At 74.4% G+C, this 18,732-nt stretch carries 22 protein-coding genes; 10 read left to right on the top strand and 12 right to left on the bottom strand.

Annotated elements, in window-relative coordinates; all coding sequences use genetic code 11:
• Nucleotides 1-774 carry a sulfite exporter TauE/SafE family protein gene (locus GA0070609_RS11820; protein WP_269459281.1) on the bottom strand — a complete coding sequence of 258 codons (774 nt, stop codon included), beginning with the start codon at nucleotides 772-774 and terminating at the stop codon, nucleotides 1-3.
• Between the two features lie 430 nt (nucleotides 775-1,204).
• Between GA0070609_RS11820 and GA0070609_RS11815 the strand changes: the two genes are divergently transcribed.
• The 3 genes from GA0070609_RS11815 (at nucleotide 1,205) to GA0070609_RS11805 (ending at nucleotide 4,930) form a co-directional block, all read left to right on the top strand.
• Complete coding sequence (locus GA0070609_RS11815) at nucleotides 1,205-1,984, top strand: endonuclease/exonuclease/phosphatase family protein (RefSeq protein WP_088993855.1); 780 nt, start codon at nucleotides 1,205-1,207, stop codon at nucleotides 1,982-1,984.
• Between the two features lie 130 nt (nucleotides 1,985-2,114).
• The gene (locus GA0070609_RS34865) at nucleotides 2,115-4,220 is read left to right on the top strand and encodes a M14 family zinc carboxypeptidase (RefSeq protein WP_269459280.1); all 2,106 of its coding nucleotides are present in this window, start codon (nucleotides 2,115-2,117) and stop codon (nucleotides 4,218-4,220) included.
• Between the two features lie 74 nt (nucleotides 4,221-4,294).
• Entirely contained in the window at nucleotides 4,295-4,930 is a 636-nt protein-coding gene (locus tag GA0070609_RS11805; protein ID WP_088993854.1) for a fasciclin domain-containing protein, read from the top strand.
• A gap of 1 nt (nucleotide 4,931) precedes the next feature.
• Here GA0070609_RS11805 and GA0070609_RS11800 read toward each other — a convergent pair whose 3' ends face one another.
• Together GA0070609_RS11800 and GA0070609_RS11795 are read right to left on the bottom strand one after the other, a co-directional pair.
• The gene (locus GA0070609_RS11800) at nucleotides 4,932-5,948 is read right to left on the bottom strand and encodes a hypothetical protein (RefSeq protein WP_088993853.1); all 1,017 of its coding nucleotides are present in this window, start codon (nucleotides 5,946-5,948) and stop codon (nucleotides 4,932-4,934) included.
• Nucleotides 5,945-6,949 (bottom strand): tyrosine-type recombinase/integrase, encoded by a 1,005-nt coding sequence (locus GA0070609_RS11795; RefSeq protein ID WP_088993852.1) that lies wholly within the window; start codon nucleotides 6,947-6,949, stop codon nucleotides 5,945-5,947. Before GA0070609_RS11795 ends, GA0070609_RS11800 begins: the two co-directional genes overlap by 4 nt.
• Nucleotides 6,950-7,003: 54 nt before the next feature.
• Here GA0070609_RS11795 and GA0070609_RS11790 point away from each other — a divergent pair, with 54 nt between their 5' ends.
• A complete protein-coding gene (locus GA0070609_RS11790; RefSeq protein WP_088993851.1) occupies nucleotides 7,004-7,573 on the top strand; it encodes an AAA family ATPase in 570 nt (189 codons plus the stop codon).
• Between the two features lie 457 nt (nucleotides 7,574-8,030).
• Entirely contained in the window at nucleotides 8,031-8,447 is a 417-nt protein-coding gene (locus tag GA0070609_RS11785; protein WP_088993850.1) for a DUF6223 family protein, read from the top strand.
• A 175-nt stretch (nucleotides 8,448-8,622) separates the two neighbouring features.
• Here the strand turns inward: GA0070609_RS11785 and GA0070609_RS11780 are convergent, their stop codons facing one another.
• Nucleotides 8,623-9,072, bottom strand: a complete 450-nt coding sequence (locus GA0070609_RS11780) for a nucleoside deaminase (protein ID WP_231928633.1) — start codon at nucleotides 9,070-9,072, stop codon at nucleotides 8,623-8,625.
• Nucleotides 9,069-9,923 carry an LLM class flavin-dependent oxidoreductase gene (locus GA0070609_RS11775; RefSeq protein WP_088993849.1) on the bottom strand — a complete coding sequence of 285 codons (855 nt, stop codon included), beginning with the start codon at nucleotides 9,921-9,923 and terminating at the stop codon, nucleotides 9,069-9,071. Before GA0070609_RS11775 ends, GA0070609_RS11780 begins: the two co-directional genes overlap by 4 nt.
• 93 nt (nucleotides 9,924-10,016) lie before the next feature.
• Here GA0070609_RS11775 and GA0070609_RS11770 point away from each other — a divergent pair, with 93 nt between their 5' ends.
• Nucleotides 10,017-10,478 carry an Lrp/AsnC family transcriptional regulator gene (locus GA0070609_RS11770; protein ID WP_088993848.1) on the top strand — a complete coding sequence of 154 codons (462 nt, stop codon included), beginning with the start codon at nucleotides 10,017-10,019 and terminating at the stop codon, nucleotides 10,476-10,478.
• A gap of 40 nt (nucleotides 10,479-10,518) precedes the next feature.
• Here GA0070609_RS11770 and GA0070609_RS34860 read toward each other — a convergent pair whose 3' ends face one another.
• The 5 genes from GA0070609_RS34860 to GA0070609_RS11750 form a co-directional block, all read right to left on the bottom strand.
• Nucleotides 10,519-11,208, bottom strand: coding sequence for a family 20 glycosylhydrolase (locus GA0070609_RS34860; RefSeq protein ID WP_269459279.1), 690 nt, complete (start codon nucleotides 11,206-11,208; stop codon nucleotides 10,519-10,521).
• On the bottom strand, nucleotides 11,166-12,113 hold the full coding sequence (locus tag GA0070609_RS34855; protein ID WP_269459278.1) for a family 20 glycosylhydrolase: 948 nt from the start codon (nucleotides 12,111-12,113) through the stop codon (nucleotides 11,166-11,168). The genes GA0070609_RS34860 and GA0070609_RS34855 overlap by 43 nt, the downstream gene beginning before the upstream one ends.
• Nucleotides 12,114-12,197: 84 nt before the next feature.
• A complete protein-coding gene (locus tag GA0070609_RS11760; RefSeq protein ID WP_088997671.1) occupies nucleotides 12,198-12,776 on the bottom strand; it encodes a GNAT family N-acetyltransferase in 579 nt (192 codons plus the stop codon).
• A gap of 98 nt (nucleotides 12,777-12,874) precedes the next feature.
• On the bottom strand, nucleotides 12,875-13,609 hold the full coding sequence (locus tag GA0070609_RS11755) for a class I SAM-dependent methyltransferase (RefSeq protein ID WP_157748120.1): 735 nt from the start codon (nucleotides 13,607-13,609) through the stop codon (nucleotides 12,875-12,877).
• A 13-nt stretch (nucleotides 13,610-13,622) separates the two neighbouring features.
• On the bottom strand, nucleotides 13,623-14,351 hold the full coding sequence (locus GA0070609_RS11750; RefSeq protein ID WP_088993846.1) for an SDR family oxidoreductase: 729 nt from the start codon (nucleotides 14,349-14,351) through the stop codon (nucleotides 13,623-13,625).
• Nucleotides 14,352-14,427: 76 nt separating this feature from the next.
• Between GA0070609_RS11750 and GA0070609_RS11745 the strand changes: the two genes are divergently transcribed.
• The 3 genes from GA0070609_RS11745 to GA0070609_RS11735 all read left to right on the top strand — a co-directional run bounded on the left by GA0070609_RS11745 (nucleotide 14,428) and on the right by GA0070609_RS11735 (nucleotide 16,526).
• Entirely contained in the window at nucleotides 14,428-15,261 is an 834-nt protein-coding gene (locus GA0070609_RS11745) for a patatin-like phospholipase family protein (protein WP_088993845.1), read from the top strand.
• Nucleotides 15,262-15,303: 42 nt separating this feature from the next.
• The gene (locus GA0070609_RS11740) at nucleotides 15,304-15,759 is read left to right on the top strand and encodes a peroxiredoxin (RefSeq protein ID WP_088993844.1); all 456 of its coding nucleotides are present in this window, start codon (nucleotides 15,304-15,306) and stop codon (nucleotides 15,757-15,759) included.
• A gap of 74 nt (nucleotides 15,760-15,833) precedes the next feature.
• Complete coding sequence (locus tag GA0070609_RS11735) at nucleotides 15,834-16,526, top strand: hypothetical protein (protein ID WP_088993843.1); 693 nt, start codon at nucleotides 15,834-15,836, stop codon at nucleotides 16,524-16,526.
• A 60-nt stretch (nucleotides 16,527-16,586) separates the two neighbouring features.
• On the opposite strand, the gene GA0070609_RS11730 is transcribed toward GA0070609_RS11735, so the two are convergent.
• Nucleotides 16,587-17,045, bottom strand: coding sequence for a MarR family winged helix-turn-helix transcriptional regulator (locus GA0070609_RS11730; RefSeq protein ID WP_088993842.1), 459 nt, complete (start codon nucleotides 17,043-17,045; stop codon nucleotides 16,587-16,589).
• Nucleotides 17,046-17,138: 93 nt separating this feature from the next.
• Here GA0070609_RS11730 and GA0070609_RS11725 point away from each other — a divergent pair, with 93 nt between their 5' ends.
• On the top strand, nucleotides 17,139-17,597 hold the full coding sequence (locus GA0070609_RS11725) for a MarR family winged helix-turn-helix transcriptional regulator (RefSeq protein ID WP_088993841.1): 459 nt from the start codon (nucleotides 17,139-17,141) through the stop codon (nucleotides 17,595-17,597).
• Nucleotides 17,598-17,694: 97 nt separating this feature from the next.
• Here the strand turns inward: GA0070609_RS11725 and GA0070609_RS11720 are convergent, their stop codons facing one another.
• The gene (locus GA0070609_RS11720; protein WP_231928632.1) at nucleotides 17,695-18,732 is read right to left on the bottom strand and encodes an NAD(P)H-dependent flavin oxidoreductase; all 1,038 of its coding nucleotides are present in this window, start codon (nucleotides 18,730-18,732) and stop codon (nucleotides 17,695-17,697) included.

The following is an 18,732-nucleotide window of genomic DNA, read 5'->3' as shown; positions in this document are numbered from 1 at the left end:
TCAGCCGGCCAGCCACTGGTCGTAGCCGAGCTTGCCGACCAGCGCCACCACCACCACCAGCAGCACCAGCCGCACGAACCCGGCGCCGCGGCGCAACGCCATCCGCGCCCCCAGCACCGCCCCGGCGATGTTGCACACCGCCATGCCCGCGCCCAGCAGCCACCACACGTGCCCGGTCGCGGCGAACACCACCAGCGCGCCCAGGTTGGTGCCGGCGTTGACCACCTTCGCCATCGCCGAGCCGTGCACGAAGTCCGCGCCGATCAGCGCGGTGAACGCCAGCACCAGGAACGTGCCGGTGCCCGGGCCGATCAGCCCGTCGTACAGGGCGATGCCCACGCCGGCCACCGCCACCGCCGCCACCACCCGCTTCGGGGTGCGCCGCTGCGGCGCCGCCACCACGCCGAGCCGGGGCCGCAGCAACACGAACACCGCCACCGACACCAGCACCACCAGCACCACCGGCCGGTACGCCGACCCCGGGACGCTGCCGGCCAGCGCCGCGCCCAGCCCGGCGCAGAGCACCGCCAGCCCGGCCGCCGGCCCGGCCACCGCCCAGTCGAGCTTGGTGCGCCGCGCGTACGTCACCGCCGCCGTGCTGGTCCCGGCGATCGCCGCCAGCTTGTTCGTGCCCAATGCGGTGGCCACCGGCATCCCGGGCGCCCCCACCAGCAGCGCCGGCAACAGCAGCAGACCGCCGCCGCCCACCACCGCGTCGACCCAGCCGGCCATGGCGGCCGCGGCGAGCAGGGTGGTCAGCGATACGGGGTCCACGGGCCGCCATTCTTCCCACCGCCGCCCCGGCGACGAGACCGTCTGTGGCCAGCCTCACCAGCACCGACACCCGGCCGGTGCCAAATCCGGGCAGGTCAGCCGCCCTGCCCCGGCGGCCCGGCGGTCCGGGCCTGACCCGGCACCACCCCGGCCGGTACGGCCCACGCGCTCACCGCCCACGGGCCGCCCGGACGCCGCGCTGACCCGACCGAACTGCACCACGCAGCGCCGCACATCGCGCGGCACGCACAGCTCGACGAGCACCCGGAACCCGACCGGGCTGACAAGCCGTGGGCGGGGGGAGTGGATCAGCGGCCGCGGCGGCGCCGCAACCAGACACCCACCGCGCCGACCGCCACGAACACCAGCGCCGAACACAGCAACACCCTGAGCACCGGGCAACTGTGCCACGGCGTCGTAGGGTGCAAACGTGCGCCTGGCCACGTTCAACCTGCTGCACGGCCGTTCCCTCACCGACGGCCTGGTCGACCCCGACCGCCTCACCGCCGCCGTCACCGCCCTCGACGCCGACATCCTCGCCCTGCAGGAGGTCGACCGCGACCAGAGCCGCAGCGGCAAACTCGACCTCACCGCCATCGCCGCCCGCGCGCTCGGCGCCCCCGAACACCGCTTCGCCGCCGCCGTCGTCGGCACCCCCGGCGAACGGTTCCGCCCCCTCACCCACGACGACGACGGGCACGGCGAACCCTGCTACGGCGTCGGCCTGGTCAGCCGCCACCCGGTCCGCAGCTGGCGGGTCACCCGGCTGCGCCCCGCGCCGGTCCGCTCACCGGTCTACGTCCCCGGCCCCGGCGGCGGGCTCGTCCTGCTGCACGACGAACCCCGCGTGCTGCTCGCCGCCATCCTCGACACCCCGCACGGCCCGCTCACCGTCGCCGCCACCCACCTGTCCTTCGTCCCCGGCTGGAACGCCCACCAACTGCGCCGGGTCGTCCGCGCCCTGCGCACCCTGCCCGCCCCCCGCATCCTGCTCGGCGACCTGAACCTGCCCGCCTGGGCCGCCCGCCTCGTCTCCGGCTGGCGACCCCTGGGCCGCCGCCCCACCTACCCCGCCGGGCAACCCCGGGTGCAACTCGACCACGTCCTCGCCGACCGGCAGGGCATCGACCAACTGCCACCCGTCACCGGCGTGCACACCCCGCTGTCCACCATCTCCGACCACCGGCCCCTGCTGGTCGACCTCGGCTGAACGGTCAGCGGCGACGGGGGAGAGGACCCCTTACCGCAAGAATTGCTCAAGGTCGTTGCGTCACTCATCCATGCCGATCATGCTGGTCCAAACCGCGTCACGGTCAACCAGTCCTCGCCATGGAGGCCACGTGAGACGCCGAAACATCCTCATCGCACTGTCCACACTCCTGGCCGTCAGCCTCGTCGCCACCCCGGCCAGCGCCCGACAGCAGCAGACCGCCGCCCCCAACCAGGTCACCGACCTCACCGCCCAGCAGGCCGACGGACACACCACCCTCGCCTGGCAACCGGTACCCGACGCCACCGACTACCAGATCGAACGCACCGCCGTCGACCACACCGACACCCCCACCGGCGCGCCCACCATCGTCGGCATCTGGCGCCCCAACCGGCAGATCAACCAGGAATCACCCACCTTCGCCGACGCCGGCTACCACCCCGGCGACCGGTTCCGCTGGCGCGTGCGCGCCCGCGTCGGCACCACCGAACAGCCCTGGTCCGACCCGGTCGCCGGCACCACCACCGCACCCTGGGGCAACCCCGACACCCCCGGCGAACAGCTACGCACCCAGTGGGAGACCACCCGCGCCGCCCAGTACACCAGCGACACCGACGAGTACGCCTACACCGCCGCCATCGACGACCTCAGCGACCGGGTCCGCGTCGTCGAGATCGGCCGCACCGTCCGCGACCGGCCGATCAACATGTTCGTCATCGGCCACCCGACCCCACCGGCCACCCCGGCCGCCGTCGCCGCCACCGCACCGCTCGCCATCAACTGCAACGTGCACGGCAACGAACCCGGCGACCGCGAAGCCTGCCTCATCCTGGCCCGGCAACTCGCCTTCAGCACCGACCAACGCGTCATCGACCTGCTCAGCCACACCACCGTCCTGATCGTCCCCACCATCAACGGCGACGGCCGCGCCGCCAACACCCGCGGCAACTCCACCGGCCAGGACCTCAACCGCGACTACTCACTCATCCGCCAACCCGAAACCGCCGCGTACGTCACGATGATCCGCGACTACCGGCCCGTCGCCGGCTACGACGGCCACGAGTACGGCAACTCCCGCGCCGGCGACCTGCCCATGCTGCCGCCCCGCCACCAGAACGTCGCCCAGGCCATCTTCGACGAGTCCCAGGACATGATCGAAGGCCACATGTACCGCCAGGGCGCCCAGGCCGGCTGGTGGGCCTGCCCCTACGGCTGCGAAGGCGGCGGCAACGTCGGCCTCAGCGAGGAAACCATCCTGCGCAACACCCTCGGCCTGAAGAACGTCGTCAACAGCCTGCTCGAACTGCGCAGCTCCGGCGGCCAGACCCGACCCGACGAGGGCAACACCACCAACAACCGCCGCCGCAAGACCTACTCGGCGCTGTGGACGTTCCACCAGTTCCTCGACTACCACCGCGCCCAACTGGCCGACATCACCACCGCCCGCGCCGAGGCCATCACCGGCCAGGCCGCCAACACCGGCCGGCTGGTCTTCCGCGGCTCCCGACCCATCCCCGCCCACCCCGCCCCGCACCCCGGCGACAACCCACCGCCGCTGGACGCCCCCCGGCCCGACCTCATCCTCGACAACCCGCCCTGCGCCTACCGGCTCACCGAGCAGCAGTACCACGGCGAGCGCACCGACGGACCCGGCGGCGCCGGCACCACCGTCGCCCAACGCCTCGCCGCGCACGGCTGGAAGGTCGTCAAGACCGGCGACAGCTACTACGTACCCCTCAACCAACCCGAACGCGGCCTCATCCCGCTGCTGCTCGACGCCCAGGGCGTGGAGAACCTCACCGACGGCGAACGCGTCTACCCGACCCTCACCGGCCGGCGCGACGGCCCACTGACCGTCACCGGCTTCACCTGCCTCGCCGGCGCCACCGTCACCGGCCCGGTCACCGTCCGCGCCGGCGCCACCCTCGTCGCCACCGGCAGCACCATCACCGGCCCGGTCACCGCCACCGGCGCCGCCGGCGTCCTGCTCGCCGACAGCACCGTCACCGGCCCCGTCCGGATCACCGGCACCACCGACGCGATCTCCCTGATCGACGTCACCGTCACCGGCCCGGTCGACCTGGCCCGCAACACCACCGGCACCGACACGCCGCTGCTGGCCGGCACCACCGTCCGCGGCCCGCTCGCCTGCGCCGGCAACACCCCCGCGCCGACCAACCTCGGCCTCACCAACACCGTCCACGGACCCCGCACCGACCAGTGCGCGGCCCTGTGACACCCACCCGGTAACCCGGTGCCGGCAGGGCGCACACCGCCCTGCCGGCACCACCGCACCCCGTGGAGGCCGCCGTGTCCCACCCCCGCACCGCACCCGCCCTCGCCGCCGCGGTCCTGCTGCTCACCGCCACCGCCTGCACCACCCACGGCACCGCCACCCGCGACGCACCGACCCCGGCCGCCGCCGTCGCCGTCACCGGCCCACTCTGCGCCGCCCTGCCCACCGGCAGCGAACCCGGCAACCCCACCTTCCTCGCCGGCCAACCCGCCGAGGCGGCCCTCACCTGGATGCCGACCCTCACCACCTTCGAGGCGGCGCTACGTACCAGCGGCGCCCTCACCGACCTCGACACCACCGGCGGGATCACCATCCTCGCGCCCACCGACGACGCCTTCGCCGCCATGTTCTCCGACGACACCTGGGACACCCTGATGACCCGCGACCACCAGAAACTGCGCACCCTGGTCGACGCCCACCTCATCGCCGGCGCCCACACCGCCGACGACCTCGCCACCGCCGGCACCACCCGCACCCTCGACGGCACCACCCTCACCGTCGCCCGCACCGGCCCGAGCATCCGCCTCGGCGACAACGCCGACACCGTCTGCGCCGACTACCAGGCCACCGGCGCCCGCATCCACATCATCGACGCCGTCCTCGGCCCACTGCCCGCCACCGCCGACGGCACCGGCCACCGCGCCCACTGAGTCACCGCCGCGCCAGCACCAGCTCCGCCGTCTCCCACAACCCCGGCAGGTACGCCAACACCGCGTCCGCCCGCCGCCGCCGGTCCGCCGCCGACGCCACCCCCAGATCCGCCACCGCCGCCTCGAACAACGGCAGCAGCTCCGCACCCCGCTCCGCAGCGTCCGCCGCCAGGATCAGGTGACACCGGGCGTACGTCGCCACGATCCAGAACATCGCCTCCCGGTGGAACCCCGCCGCCACCAACGCCGCGCTGCCGTCCACCGCCACCACCCGCGCCGCCGGCGTGATGTCGGCGCTGAAGAAGAACGGCGTCCGCGCCACCTCGGCCGCCACGTCGAAGGTGCGCGCCAACCCGGCCAGGTGCTCCCGCACCCCAGCCGCACCCACCCCACCACCATCCAACAAATCGAGCAGACCCGGATAGCGCTCCGCCAGACCACACCCGGCCAGCACCTCACCCGCCCGCACGTACCGCCGCCGCACCGTCGGCTCCACCAACCCCGCCACCAACGGCACCACCGCCGTCAACGACGTCGGAAACAGCCACGCCATCACCTGCTCGGGCAACGACGCCGACGCGTCCAGCTCCCGCAACCCCCGCTCGATGCGCTCCCGCACCCCGGCACACCGCCGCCGCACCCACCGCGGCTCGGCGAACTCCGCCGCCACCCGCCGGTGCGTCGCCGCCAACCGCCCCGTCGGATCCGCCAGCACCGCACCCGCCCGCAGACAACCCGCGAACACGAACGACCCCAGCACCTCCTCCGGCTCACCCAGCTCCGCCCAGGTCAGGAACGTCACCTCCAGCAACACCCCACCCCAGCGGACCTTGCCCACCTTCCCGGCCGGCGCATCCCGCACCACCAGCACGTCCACGTCCGACCACGGCGGCAGCACCGCATCGTCCGGCATGCTGAGCGTCGAACCACTGACCAACGCGCCCCGCACACCCGGCTCCCGCGCCGCGTACTGCCGCACCCACCGCTCCGCCACCGCGCGCGCCTCACCCACCCTCACCGCGCCGCCACCCCGCGCACCAACCCCGCCAACACCCGGTTGGTCCGGTTCGCCCGCACCGCGTCCCGCTGCTGACCGGCCGTCACCTCGATGTACGCCTGCGACGACGCCAACGACGCGTGCCCCAGCAACCGCATGATCTCCGCCGCGCTCGCCCCGTCCTCGGCCAACCGGGTGGCGAACGTGTGCCGCAACGCGTGCAGCCGCGCGCCCGGCGGCACCCGGTCGCCGATGCCCGCCCGCCGGTAACATGACTCCACCAGGTACTGCAGCCCACCCCGGCGCAGCGGCTCACCCCGCCGGTCCACCAGCAGCGGCGCGTCGGGCCGCACCGTCCGCGCCCCGAACCGCCTGGCCCGGCTGTCCAGATAGTCCACCAGCACCCCGTCCAGCTCCGGTTCGATCGGCACCACCCGCGGCCGCCCACCCTTGCCCGCCACGTCGACGCGCCGCTCACCGGGCCGGCCCGCCAGCGAACCCACCCGCAGCGCCAACAGCTCCGACAGCCGCAGCCCCGCGCAGAGCGCCAACGCCAGCACCGCCACGTCCCGCTCCGGCCACGGATCGCGCTGCCGGGCATCCGCACGGGCCACCGCCGTCAGCAACTGCTCCGGGGTGTCCGGGCCACGCAGCGGCTTGGGCCGGGGGAGCGGCGCCCGGGGCCGGTCGACCGCCGGCATCGGGTTGCCACCGACCACCCCGTCGGCGACCAGGAAGGAGAAGAAACTGTTCCAGGTGGACCAGGCCCGATGCACCGACGCCGCGGCGCGCGGGGCGGCGTACCGGGCGAACGCCGCGCGCATCAGCCGGGGAGTGAGGGCGGCGACAGGCAGGGCGTCCAGGGGGAGGGGAGGGGTGACCAGCTCGCCGGCCAGGGCGGCGACGGTACGCAGGTCCCGCCGGTACGCCTCGAGCGTGTGCGGGGACGGCTTGCGGGTGGCCCGGGCGGTCAGGAACTCCTCGATCAGGTGCTGTACCGATTCGTCCTGTTTGTCATGCATAAGGGATATTATGCATGTTTTTCGCGTTGGTGGACAGGTCAGGGGAGGGCGCCGATGCGGCGGTACGTGCTGACCGGCGCGCCGGGAGCGGGCAAGACCAGCATCGCCGACGAACTGCGCCGGCGGGGATACCAGGTCTTCGCCGAGGCGGCCACCGACGTGATCACGGCGGGGCAGGCCCGGGGCGTGGCCGAGCCCTGGAGCGAGCCCGATTTCGTCGAGGCCGTCGTCCGGCTCCAACGCGCCCGTCAGGCCGGGGCGTGCGGGCCGGTGCAGGTGTACGACCGGTCGCCACTGTGCACGCTCGCGCTGGCACGGTTCCTGGGCCGGCCGGTCGGCGCCGTGCTGGCCGCCGAGGTCGAGCGGGTGACGGCAGCGGGGATCTACCAGCGGCAGGTGTTCCTGGTCCGGCCGTTGGGGTTCGTGACGCCGACGGCGGCCCGCCGGATCAGCTACGCCGACGCGCTGGAGTTTGCCCGCGTGCACGAGCGGGTGTACGCGGAGCACGGCTACGAACTGGTCGACGTCCCGCCCGGCCCGGTCGGGCGACGCGCCACCGCGGTGGCGGCGTACCTGGGGGTCACCTCCGGTGAGGGAGGCCCCGATCCGGTCTACTTGACATAATGTGCATTATCGAATCGGCGTCGTGGCACGTGGGCGCGCGTCATGTGCCGGCCGCTGGCCGCCGAATCCTCGGCCGCTGTCCCTGGTGGACGCCGCCACGGAGACCCCCGTCGCGCGGTCTCGGCGCGCACCTCGAACCAGATCGCGCCAGAGTCGTCCGGGCGGCCACGAACGCCTCCTCGCCGCGGGTGGTCGGGCCGGGCGCCGCTCTGGGTGCCTGCCCGTCGGGCTGGCAGGTCTCCCCTGGCCCAGCCGCGGATCACGACCCCAGGAACGATGACCGTCGATGTGCGGGCGGCCACGTTCCGCGGGTGCCCGGGTACGACCGTGGTGGTGGGCCGGGCCGCGCGCGTACGCCCAGGATGGTAGGCGTGCACAACACTGGCACGACGACTCGGGACCAGGCTGGTCCATACGCTGCCGGCTGTACCGGTCATGCCAGCGAAGGGGATCCGCGATGTCCGTCCGTCACCTGCTCACCGCCGCCGCTGCCGCCCTGTTCGGCGCGTTGTGGTTCGCCGCGCCAGCGGCGGCGCACGTCTCGTCCCAGCCGGCCGCGGCCGATGCCTACACCATGAGCGCCGGTCGTCTCGGTGCGAGCGTGGCCGCCGTGCTGGGGCTGGCCGGCGCGATCGTCGGTGGGCTGGCGTTGGCCCGCCCGACCAGCCGGATCGGCAGCGGACGGCTCGGGGCCGTCGTGAGCCTGACGGCGGGTGTGGTCGGCATCGGCCTCGGTGGGCTGGTGGTGGTGACGTCGGACAGTGGCATCGGCACGGGCAACGGGCGGGGTGGGGCGTACGTGGCCCTGCTGGTGGGGCTGGTCGCTGTCGTCCTGGGTGGGCTGGCGCTGGCCCGCTCCCGCCGCGCCGGCTGATTCGCCGACGACCGTTGACCCGGCCGGCGCGGCGGGTCAGCGGTCGTCTTTCCGGCGGGTGTCGGGCCGGGCCGTGGTGGGAGGCGGGCGCGGACCTGGAGGCGCCGAAGCCTGGACCGTCGCGCCGGGCCGGGAAGGCCCGGTGTGAACGGTGGATTCTCTCCCGGGGTTCGGGTCAGCGGTAGTAGCCCTCGAGCGGCTTGCGCGCCTCGTCGAACAGCGCGGGCCCGTCCTGCGGTACGGGCCGTGGGCCGGCGGTGAAGCTGGCCGACTTGAGGCTGTCGAGCTGCGCGGTGGCCAGCGCGAACACGACGCGGCCGAGGCCGGAGCGTTCGAGCGCGCCGGTGCACATTCCGCAGGGCTGGCAGCTGGTGTACATGGTGGTGGCCGCTGCCGCGTCCGGGGCCAGGTTCGCGGCCGCCCACCGGGCCAGCTTCAGTTCGGGGTGGGCGGTGATGTCGTTGTCGGTGATCGTGGTGTTCCGTTCTTCGGCGATCACCGTGCCGTCCGGGCCCACCAGCAGGGATCCGAACGGCGGATTGCCGGCCTGCCGGGCGGCGTCGGCGAGCGCGATGGCCTTGCGGAGGTGGCGTTCGTCGTCGAGGTGCACCTGTGCTCCGTTCATCGGTGGTGGTCGTTGAGGTTCCAGTGGGCGGCGACGGTGGCGAGCGCGTGCCATGCGGCCTGTGGCCGGTGGGTCTCGTGCGGGTCGCCGTTGAAGGGGTCGAGCACGACCGTCTCGGAGCCGAGGAGGCGCAACTGGTCAAGGTCGTCGACGATCTGCTCGATGGTGCCCTCGCCGGCGAGGCGGGCGGGGCCGGTGACGGGTGTCGTGGTCAGCCGTAGTGCGATGCGGGGCGCCAGGGCGGGGACGGGTCGGCGCTGCTCGTCGGCGGCGGCTTTCAGGCGGTGCAGGGCCGCGCGCAGCCAGGGCAGGGTGAACCGCAGCGGGTGCCAGGCGGCGTCGAGGCGTACGGCCCGGGTCAGGCCGGCGTCGCTGTTGCCGCCGATCCAGATCGGTATCTGCCCGGCGCGGTAGTCGGTGTCGTTCGCCCAGGCGTCGCGGATCGCCGCGAGGTGTTCGTCGGTGAGGCGGCCGCGGTGTTGGAACGGGACGCCGAGCGCGGCGAACTCCTGTCGGGCCCAGCCGACGCCGACGCCGAGGACGAGCCGGCCGCCGCTGAGCTGGTGGAGGTTGGCGGCCATCCGCGCGGTGAGCAGCGGGTGCCGGTAGGGGGCGACGAGGATGGTGGTGCCGAGCCGGACCCGGTCGGTGATGCCGGCCAGCCAGGCGAGGGTGGTGAAGGGTTCGTAGAACGGTGCCGGGTACTGCTCGGCGACGTCGGCTGTCACGGCGATGTGGTCGGACACCATCAGCAGGTCGAAGCCCAGGCCTTCCACGGTCTGTGCCCAGCGGCGCAGCACGTCGGGGTTGGTGCCGGGGCCGAAGTTGGGGACGTTGACGCCGATCTTCACGCCGTCCAGGCTATTCGGCGGTGCTGCCGGGTTGAAGGGAGTTCGGCCGGGGGGTGGGCGTTTCCGCAGTGGATCTGCCGGTAGTTTGCCGGGATGGCCGAGAGTCTCGACGCGACCGACTGGGCGATCCTGGGCGAGCTCCAGCGGGACGGGCGGGTTCCGCTGACCGAGTTGGGGCGTCGGGTGAACCTGAGCGCTTCCGCGACGACGGAACGGGTGAAGCGGTTGGAGGCGGCGGGGGTGATCGCGGGTTACCGCGCCGATGTCGACCTGGTGAAGGTCGGCTATCCGGTGCTCGCCGTCGTGCGGCTGAAGTACCCCGGCAGCCGGCACGAGCCACTGCACCGGCTGCTCGGGGAGCGCGTCGAGATCCTGGAGTGCCTGCGTACCACCGGCGAGGACTGTTATTCGCTGAAGGTGGCCGCCACCTCGATGGTCCACCTCGAGGAACTGGTCAACGAACTGGCCCGGTTCGGCAGCACCACCACCAACATCGTCTACAGCCAGACGTTGCCCTACCGTGGTCCGGTGGGCCGGCCGGCCACGTGTTCGTGACCGCGGGTCCGGGCGGGGCCCGGACCCGCGGGTCGGCCGGTCAGGTCCACCTCACCTGCGGGGACGGGTAGAAGTCGACCTGCTGCAGGCGCCACCGTGGCGCCTGCGCGCCGAGTCGGGTGCGGAACGATTCCCAGTCGTGGCTGGTCGTCGTCGACCAGCCGAGTTCGGCGATCGCGGGCAGCCGTGGGAAGGCCATGTACTCGATGTCGTCGAGGGTGCGCAGGGTTTCGGACCAGAGTGGGGCCTCGACGCCGAGGATGGCCTGCTCCCCCACGCCGGTGACCCGCTGCGCCGGGTTCCAGTCGTAGGCGTCGCGCACCTCGATGTAGGCGGCCCAGGACAGTCCGAGGCGGGTGGTGGGGTCGTACTTCATGTCGAGGTAGGCCTTGTTGGCTGGGGACATGACGACCTTGTTGCCGCGGGCGGCGGCTTCGGCGAGGTCGGCGTTGGTGGTGCCGGTCCCCCAGTACTGCGCCACGACGTCGGTCGGCGGGTCGACCTGCATGATCTCGTTCCAGCCGGAGGCGCGCTTGCCGTACTTGGCGACCAGGGGCAGGACCCGTTGCATGAAGGTGCGGTAGTCCTCGTCGGTGGTGGCGTGGGCTTCGTCGCCGCCGATGTGCAGGAACGGGCCGGGGGTGATGGCGGCGATCTCGCGGATGACGTCCTCGACGAACCGGTAGGTCAGTTCGTCGTCGATGCACAGGGAGCTGTAGCCGACGGCCATGTCGGTGCGGGGCGGGGGCGCGACGCCGTCGCAGTTGAGTTGGCGTAGGTGGACTGGGCGGCGTTGGTGTGTCCGGGCATGTCGATCTCGGGGATGACGGTGATGTGCCGGGCGGCGGCGTGGGCGACGACGGCCCGGTAGTCGGCCTTGGTGAGGTAGCCGGGTCCGGCGCCGTCGACGCCGGTGCCGGGGCCGCCGCCGACGGTGGTGAGCTTCGGCCAGGAGTCGATCTGGATGCGCCAGCCCTGGTCGTCGGTGAGGTGCAGGTGCAGGTAGTTGATTTTGTACTGGCTGAGCAGGTCGATGTAGGCGGTGATCTCGTCGACGGTGTGGAAGTGTCGGGCCAGGTCGAGCATGGCGCCGCGGTAGGCGAACCGCGGGTGGTCGATGATCCGGCCGCCGGGGACGGTCCAGGTGGTGCGCTGCCGGTGTGCCGCTTCGATGGTGGCGGGCAGCAGTTGGCGCAGGGTCTGGGTGCCGGCGAACAGGCCGGCGGCGGTGTTCGCGCGGATGGTGACGCCGCGGTGGGTGACGTCGAGCTGGTATCCCTGCTGGCCGACGCGGGCGTCGGCGCCGCCGAGGAGCAGGGCGATCTCGGGTAGTGGGGTGGCGTGGACGGGGAGCACGGGCAGCGGGTAGCCGGTGGCGGGGCGCAGGGTGTCGGCGAGCTGGTGGCCCACCCGCCAGGCGTCGGTGGAGCCGGGTGCGGTGCGGATGACGGTGCGCGGGCCGAGGGTGAAGGTGCCGCGGGCGTCGGGGCGGGTCTCGACGGGTGCGGGGATGACGTCGCTGAGCTGCCGGGTAGGGGCGGGTGGTGCGGCGACGGCCGGGGTGGCGGGCAGGGCGATCGGTAGGGCGAGGGCGGCGGTGGCCAGCAGGCGGGTGAGGGTGGGGCGGCGACGCACGGAGACCTCCAGGCGCTCGTCGTGATCGGTGTTTGTCGATCGATCTGGACGCTACCCGGGCGGCACCCGAACTGTAAACCTTCCTTATCGTGGCGGGTCGCCGCGTAGGCGGGCGTGCAGGTGCATGTCGTGCCAGCCGTCGGCGTGCCGGCCCTCGCCGCGTTTGGTGCCCTCGGCGGGGAAGCCGGCGCGTAGCGCCACCCGGCAGGACGCCGGGTTGGCGGTGGAGTGGGACAGCTCCGCCCGGTGCAGCCCGAGCCCGGTGAACGCCCAGCCGGTCAGCGCGGCCAGCGCGCGCGGTGCGACGCCCCGGCCCCGGGCGGCCGGCAGCACCCAGTACGACACCTCGGCCAGCCCTTCGGCGAGGTCGAGCCGGCGCAGGCTGATCTGGCCGAGCACCCCGGTGTCGTCGGCGACTGCCCAGCCGGCGCCGGTCTCCTGCCGCCACCGTTGCGGCCAGCCGTCGATCCAGGCGCGGGCCTCGTCGTCGGTCATCGACCGGCAGTGCCAGCGTCGGATCGCCGGGTCGGCGTAGCCGGCGACCACGGCGGCCCGGTCGGCGGGGCACCAGGGTCGCAGTCGGACGCCGTCGGCGTCGATCTCGGGTTGCGGCAGTCGTGCCATCGTGCCGGGCATCAGCAGCGGCGGGACGAGCAGGGGCATGCCGCGATTGTCACCGATCGGCGCCGGGTCGGCGGGCACGGGCGGTCTGCCGCCGCCGGTCGCCGGCTCGCCGGCGGTGGGCGGGCGGGTCGGCGGGCTCAGTGCGGGCGGCGGGCGAGGACCAGCGTGGTGCGCAGGCGCAGGGTGACGGTGCCGCCGAAGCCGTCCACCACGGACCGCAGCGCGGTCAGCGCGCGGGTCTGCTGGTCGGGCGGGTGTTGCCGGTACGGACCGAAGGTCTGCAGCAGGCGCAGGTAGCCGTCGGTGTCCAGCGGAACGTCGCGGTGCGCGGTGTCGGCCCGCACGTCGGTGAACACGCCGCTGGCGGTGATGTCGTGTTCGAACCAGCCGGCGGGTCGTTCCTGGACGGTGGGGTCGATGGCGCGCAGCTCGGCGTCGACGGCGGCGCCCTGGTCCGGGTCGGCGTAGCCGTACTTGTGGCCGAAGACGGCGAGGGTGCCGCCGGGGGTGAGGGCGGCGTGGGCGCGCTGGTTGCGAGTGGCCGGGTCGAGCCAGTGCCAGGCCAGGGCGCAGGCGATCACCGGTACGCCGCCGGCGGGTGGCTGCCACTGTTCGAAGGTCTGGCCGACCACGGTGACCCGCGGGTGTCGGGCGGCCAGCACGGCGGCCATCCGCGGGTCGGGTTCGAGGCAGGTGAGCGGGGCGTCGAGGCGCAGCAGCACGTCGGTGGCCTTGCCGGTGCCGGCGCCGATCTCGACCACGTGGATCGGGGTGCCGCCGTGGTAGGCGCGGATGGTGTCGGCGATGGTGGTGGGATATCCGGGGCGGGCGTCGTCGTACAGGTCGGCGACGTCTCCGAAGACTCCGGTCATGGCCCCGATGATGTCAGAGGCCACCGGCGACGCGCAGGACCGCGCCGGTGGTGTAGGAGGCGTCCGGGCTGAGCAGCCAGGCGACCGCGGCGGCGACCTCGTCGGGTTCGCCGGCGCGGCCGAGGGGGATCCGCCCGGCGGCCCGGTCGGGGCGGTCGGGCATGCCGGAGAGGGCGTGGATGTCGGTGCGGATGATGCCGGGTGCGACGCCGTTGACCCGGATGCCGCGGGGGGCGAGTTCCTTGGCCAGGCCGGTGGTGAGGGTGTCGGTGGCGGCCTTCACGGCGGCGTAGTGGACGTACTCGCCGGGGCTGCCGAGGGTGGCCGCCGCGGAGGAGATATTGACGATGGCGGCGCCACCGCCCATCCGGCGGGCGGCCTGCTGAGCGCAGAGGACGTAGCCGATGAGGTTGACGTCGACGACCTCGCGCAGGTCGGCCGGGTCGAGGTCGGTGAACGGCCCGATCGGGCTGGTGACGCCGGCGTTGTTGACCAGGCCGGTCAGGTCGCCGAGTTCGGCGGCGGCGTCGAAGAGGGCGGCGACCTGGTCGGGGTCGCGGGTGTCGGCGGGCACCGCGACGGCCCGTACGCCGGTGGCGTGCAGGTCGGCCAGGACGGCGGCCGCGGCGTCGCGGTCGCGGCGGTAGGACAGCGCGATGTGCTGCCCGGCGCGGGCGAGCCGGCGGGCGGTCGCGGCGCCGATGCCGCGGCTGCCGCCGGTGATGACGGTGACCGGATTCAACGCACCTCTCCCCTGCCGTTGCCGCTGCGCCGACGCTACCGTGACCGGCACGGGCCGGCGGGGAGGGGAACGTCACATGACGCGGGCGTTGGTGCTGGGCGGCGGCGGAGTGACCGGGGTGGCCTGGGAGCTGGGGATCGTCGCCGGGCTGGCCGAGCGGGATGTCGCGCTGGCCGAGGCGGACCTGGTGGTGGGCACGTCGGCGGGTTCGGTGGTGGGTGCGCAGGTGTGCTCGGGCCGCCCGGTCGAGCAGTTGTACGAGGCGCAGTTGGCGCCGCCGGGCGGTGAGGTGGCGGCGCGGTTCGGGTTCGCGGCGGTGGCGCGGCTGGTGTGGGCCGGTGGGCGGACCCGGGACGCGGTGCGGTCGCGGGCCCGGATCGGGGCGATGGCGGTGGCCGCGCGTACGCCGTCGGAGGCGTCGCGGCGGGCGGTGATCGAGGCGCGGCTGCCGCGGCGGGACTGGCCGGCCCGGCGGTTGCTGGTGACCGCGGTGGACGCGGCGTCGGGTGAGTTCGTGGTGTTCGACGCCGACAGCGGGGTGTCGCTGGTGGACGCGGTGGGGGCCAGCTGCGCCGTGCCCGGGGTGTGGCCGCCGGTGACCATCGGTGACCGGCGGTTCATCGACGGCGGGATGCGCTCGGCGGTGAACGCGGACCTGGCCCGGGGCGCGGAGCGGGTGGTGGTGCTGGCGCCGACGGCGGCGGCGTTCGGGCCGATGCCCCGGTTGTCGGCGCAGGTGGCGGCGTTGCGGGCGGCGGGGGCTCAGGTGGCGGTGGTGGCGCCGGACGCGGCGGCGCGGGCGGCCATCGGGCGCAACGTGCTGGACCCGGCGCGGCGGGCGGCGGCGGCCCGCGCCGGTCGGGCGCAGGCGGCGGCGGTGCGCGACGAGGTGGCCGCGGTGTGGGGTTGACCTCTACGCTCGCCGCGTCGGTGTCGAGGGTGGAGGTGCGCGGTGCTGGGTGTCGGGGACGTGGTGGAGGACTTCGCGCTGCCCGACCAGACGGGCACGCAGCGGCGGTTGTCGGAGCTGCTGGTGGCGGGTCCGGTGGTGTTGTTCTTCTACCCGGCGGCGATGACCCGCGGCTGCACCGCCGAGAGTTGCCACTTCCGGGACCTGGCGGCGGAGTTCGCGGCGCTCGGCGCGCAGCGGGTGGGGATCAGCCGCGACCCGGTGGCGAAGCAGGCGGAGTTCGCCCGGCTGCACGGGTTCGACTATCCGCTGCTGTCGGATCCCGACGGTGCGGTGGCCGAGCGGTTCGGGGTGCGGCGGCGGCTGCCGCTGGGCCCGTTGAGCACCCGGCGGGTGACGTTCGTGATCGGCACCGACCGCCGGCTGATCGAGGTGGTCCACAGTGAGCTGAGCATGACCGGGCACGCGGACCGGGCGTTGCGGGCGCTGGGTGGGTGATCCCCCGCCGTGGCGCTGTCGCAGCCGGCTGGTATCAAGGCAGGCATCAAACAGGTGTACGGAAGAGGTTGCTGATGGGTGCCGCTGGCCAGGGGTTGTCCGACGACGATGTGCGCAGCTTCCGGGAGGCGCTGGCGGCCGGCCGTAAGCCGAAGGTGGTGTTCACCGCCGCGGCGGGGCAGATCGCCGGGCAGGTCGGTCAGGTGGTGGAGCTGACCGACCCGGCGGCCTCGGAGGAGTTCGTGGTGGTGCGGTTCGGCCGCGACGAGTTGCCGTTCTCCCCGGCGGACGTGGCGGTGGCGCCGCGCGGCGCCGGGCGCAAGGCGGCGGCGGAGCCGCAGCCCGAGCCGGAGCCGCCGGCCGCGCGGGCGGAGCCGGAGTTCGTGTTGGACCGGGTGCCGGCGCCGAGACCGGCGCGGCGGGAGGAGTCGAGCGTGCAGACGGTGGAGGCGGCCAAGCCGGCGCGCCGGGCGGGTAAGGCGGCGAAGCCGAAGGGCCCGGCCGGGTTGACGGTGACCCTGGCGTACGCCGACGGCGAGTGGACGGTGGCGGCGCAGCAGGGCAGCAAGGCCCTCGCGAAGCCGTATGTGGTGAAGCCGGCGGAGGCGCTGCGGATGGTGGCGCTGGTGGACGTGCCGGGGGTGCACGAGGCGGTGGAGCAGATCCTGGCCGCCGAGCGGGCCGAGGCCGAGCAGCAGGCCGAGAAGCTGCGCGCCGAGCTGGCCGAGATCGAGGCCCGGCTGGCGGAGCTGCGCGAGGCGCACTGAGGCGACAACGGCGGCGGGGCGGGTGGCCGTGGCGCCGCCCACCTGCCGCCGGGTCGCGGGTCAGGGGCGCTGCCGGTGGTGGCTGAGCAGCTTGCCGAGCAGCCGGGTGAGCTGGCCGCGTTCGGTGGCGGTGAGCGGGGCCAGCAGGGTGTCCTGGACGGCGGCGAGGGTCTCCCCCATCCGGTGCAGCTCCCGCTGCCCGGCCGGGGTGATGGTGATGACGTTGCGGCGCCGGTCGGCGGGGTCGGGCGCGCGCACGACGAGGTCGGAGGCGGCGAGTTCGTTGATGGTGGCGACGACGTCGCTGCGGTCGATGCCGCCGCGCCGGCCCAGGTCGGCCTGGCTGGCCGGGCCGAACTCGTCGAGGGCGGCGAGGATCCGGTAGTGGTAGCCGCGTGCGCCGATGCCGCCGAAGCCCTCGCTGACCAGCCGGCCGGCGTGTGCGGCGGTCTGGGTCAGCAGCCAGCTCGGGGTGGTACGCAGCCGGGTGGGCGTCTCCGACTCGCCGATGGGGTCCATGGGCAGAGCCTAACCCGGTTGTTGGCGTGGCCCACGAATTCGGCTATCGTTGGCGAAACCAACGTTGGTTGAGCCAACATCAGGAGGATCGTCATGACCGCGCTGAACGGCCAGATCATCGGCCAGGCCCACTACGCGACCCGTGCCGTGCTCGAACGCGAGCTGGTCGGGTTCGGCATCACCTTCCACCAGTCCCTCGCCCTGAACGCCGCCGCCACCGAGGGCGGGGCCGTCGTCCGGGCGGACCTCGTCGAGCGGTTGACCGACGCGTTGAAGGTCGACCGCTCGGTGGTGCTGGCCGCGGTGGACGAACTCGTCGCCGGCGGGCTGCTGCGCGCACTGCCCGACGGCGGGTCCGGGCTGGCGCTCACCGACGCCGGCCGGCAGGTGCAGCGCCGCGTCGCGGACGTGGTCGTCGGCATCGCCGCCCGGCTGTACGCGGACATCCCAGCCGCGGACCTGGCCGTGGCCGGACGCGTGCTCATCCTGCTCAAGCAGCGGGCCGACGCCGAGCTGGCGGCCACCGGCAACGGCGCGCCGGCGGCGGCGTGACCCCGGCCGGTCACCGCTGCGACGCCGGGACGCCGCCGGCAGCGGCGCGCTGGCCCGCAGGACGGCCGGGGTCGGCCCACCCCGGGGCCCGGCGTGGTCAGAGGGTCGCGGTCAGCCGTTCGACCACGGCGGCGGCCGGGCCGGTGGTGGCGTTCCGGTAGCCGGTGCCGGCCCACAGGTGCACCCGCTCCGGGTGCCCGGCGCCGGCGGCCGCCGCCCGCATGCCCCGGGTCAGGTGGTGCAGCTCCGGGTAGCCGAGCGGCGCGTGCGGCTCGTACCGGTCGATGAAGGCGTTGCGCAGCCCGCGCGCCGGCCGCCCGGTGAACGCCCGGGTGAGGACGGTGCCGGTTCGGGCCGGGTCGGCCAGCGCGTCGCGGTGGGTGCGGCTGGCGCCGCTCTCGTCGGTGCGCAGCAGCAGGGTGCCGACCGCCACCGCGGCCGCGCCGGCGGCGAGCAGGTCGCGTACGTCGTCGGGGCCGGCCACGCCGCCGGTGGCCAGCACGGGCAGGTCGGTCGCCGCGGCCGCGGCGCGTACCAGCGGGCCGGTGGAGACCGGCGGGGCGGGCCGGCGCGGTGTGTGGGTGCCGCTGTGCCCGCCGGCCTCGGTGCCCTGGGCGACGAGACCGTCGACGCCCAGGTCGGCGGCGGCGCGCGCCTCGTCGGCCGAGGTCACCGTGACCAGCACCCGGGTGCCGGCGCGGCGCAGCGCGGCCACCGCCGCCGGGTCGGGCAGCCCGAAGGTGAAGCTGACCACCGGCACCGGGTCGGCGAGCAGCAGGTCGATCTTGTCGGCCCAGTGGTCGTCGTCGTGCACCGGCGTCGCGGCGGCCAGGTCGAGGCCGTACGGCTCGCCCTCGGCGGCGATCCGGTGGGCGTAGGCGTGGAAGGCGGCCTCGTCGATCTCGCGGGGGCCGGGCACGAACAGGTTCACCCCGCACGGCGTGCCGGTGGCGCGCAGGTCGGCCAGGTCGGCGGCGACCGCCTCGGCGGTGCGGTAGCCGGCGGCGAGGAACCCGAAACCGCCGGCCGCGGTGACCGCCCGCACCAGCGCGACAGTGGTGGCGCCACCGGCCATCGGGGCGCCGACCAGCGGCGTCGTGCTGCCGAACAGGTCGCGCCAGGGTTCACCGGTCAC

Source organism: Micromonospora echinaurantiaca, assembly GCF_900090235.1.
GTDB lineage: Bacteria > Actinomycetota > Actinomycetes > Mycobacteriales > Micromonosporaceae > Micromonospora > Micromonospora echinaurantiaca.
Note: the sequence above shows the minus strand (reverse complement) of the source record. Positions and strands in the feature narration are given on the sequence as shown.

Bases quoted from the DNA above. Each gene is read 5' to 3' on its own strand.
- GA0070609_RS11790 (WP_088993851.1), top strand. From the start codon at position 7,004: ATGCGGCGGTACGTGCTGACCGGCGCGCCGGGAGCGGGCAAGACCAGC.
- GA0070609_RS11795 (WP_088993852.1), bottom strand. From the start codon at position 6,949: ATGCATGACAAACAGGACGAATCGGTACAGCACCTGATCGAGGAGTTC.
- GA0070609_RS11785 (WP_088993850.1), top strand. From the start codon at position 8,031: ATGTCCGTCCGTCACCTGCTCACCGCCGCCGCTGCCGCCCTGTTCGGC.
- GA0070609_RS11745 (WP_088993845.1), top strand. From the start codon at position 14,428: ATGACGCGGGCGTTGGTGCTGGGCGGCGGCGGAGTGACCGGGGTGGCC.
- GA0070609_RS11735 (WP_088993843.1), top strand. From the start codon at position 15,834: ATGGGTGCCGCTGGCCAGGGGTTGTCCGACGACGATGTGCGCAGCTTC.
- GA0070609_RS11755 (WP_157748120.1), bottom strand. From the start codon at position 13,609: ATGACCGGAGTCTTCGGAGACGTCGCCGACCTGTACGACGACGCCCGC.
- GA0070609_RS11730 (WP_088993842.1), bottom strand. From the start codon at position 17,045: ATGGACCCCATCGGCGAGTCGGAGACGCCCACCCGGCTGCGTACCACC.
- GA0070609_RS34860 (WP_269459279.1), bottom strand. From the start codon at position 11,208: ATGGCCGTCGGCTACAGCTCCCTGTGCATCGACGACGAACTGACCTAC.
- GA0070609_RS11770 (WP_088993848.1), top strand. From the start codon at position 10,017: ATGGCCGAGAGTCTCGACGCGACCGACTGGGCGATCCTGGGCGAGCTC.
- GA0070609_RS11760 (WP_088997671.1), bottom strand. From the start codon at position 12,776: ATGCCCCTGCTCGTCCCGCCGCTGCTGATGCCCGGCACGATGGCACGA.
- GA0070609_RS11725 (WP_088993841.1), top strand. From the start codon at position 17,139: ATGACCGCGCTGAACGGCCAGATCATCGGCCAGGCCCACTACGCGACC.
- GA0070609_RS11780 (WP_231928633.1), bottom strand. From the start codon at position 9,072: ATGAACGGAGCACAGGTGCACCTCGACGACGAACGCCACCTCCGCAAG.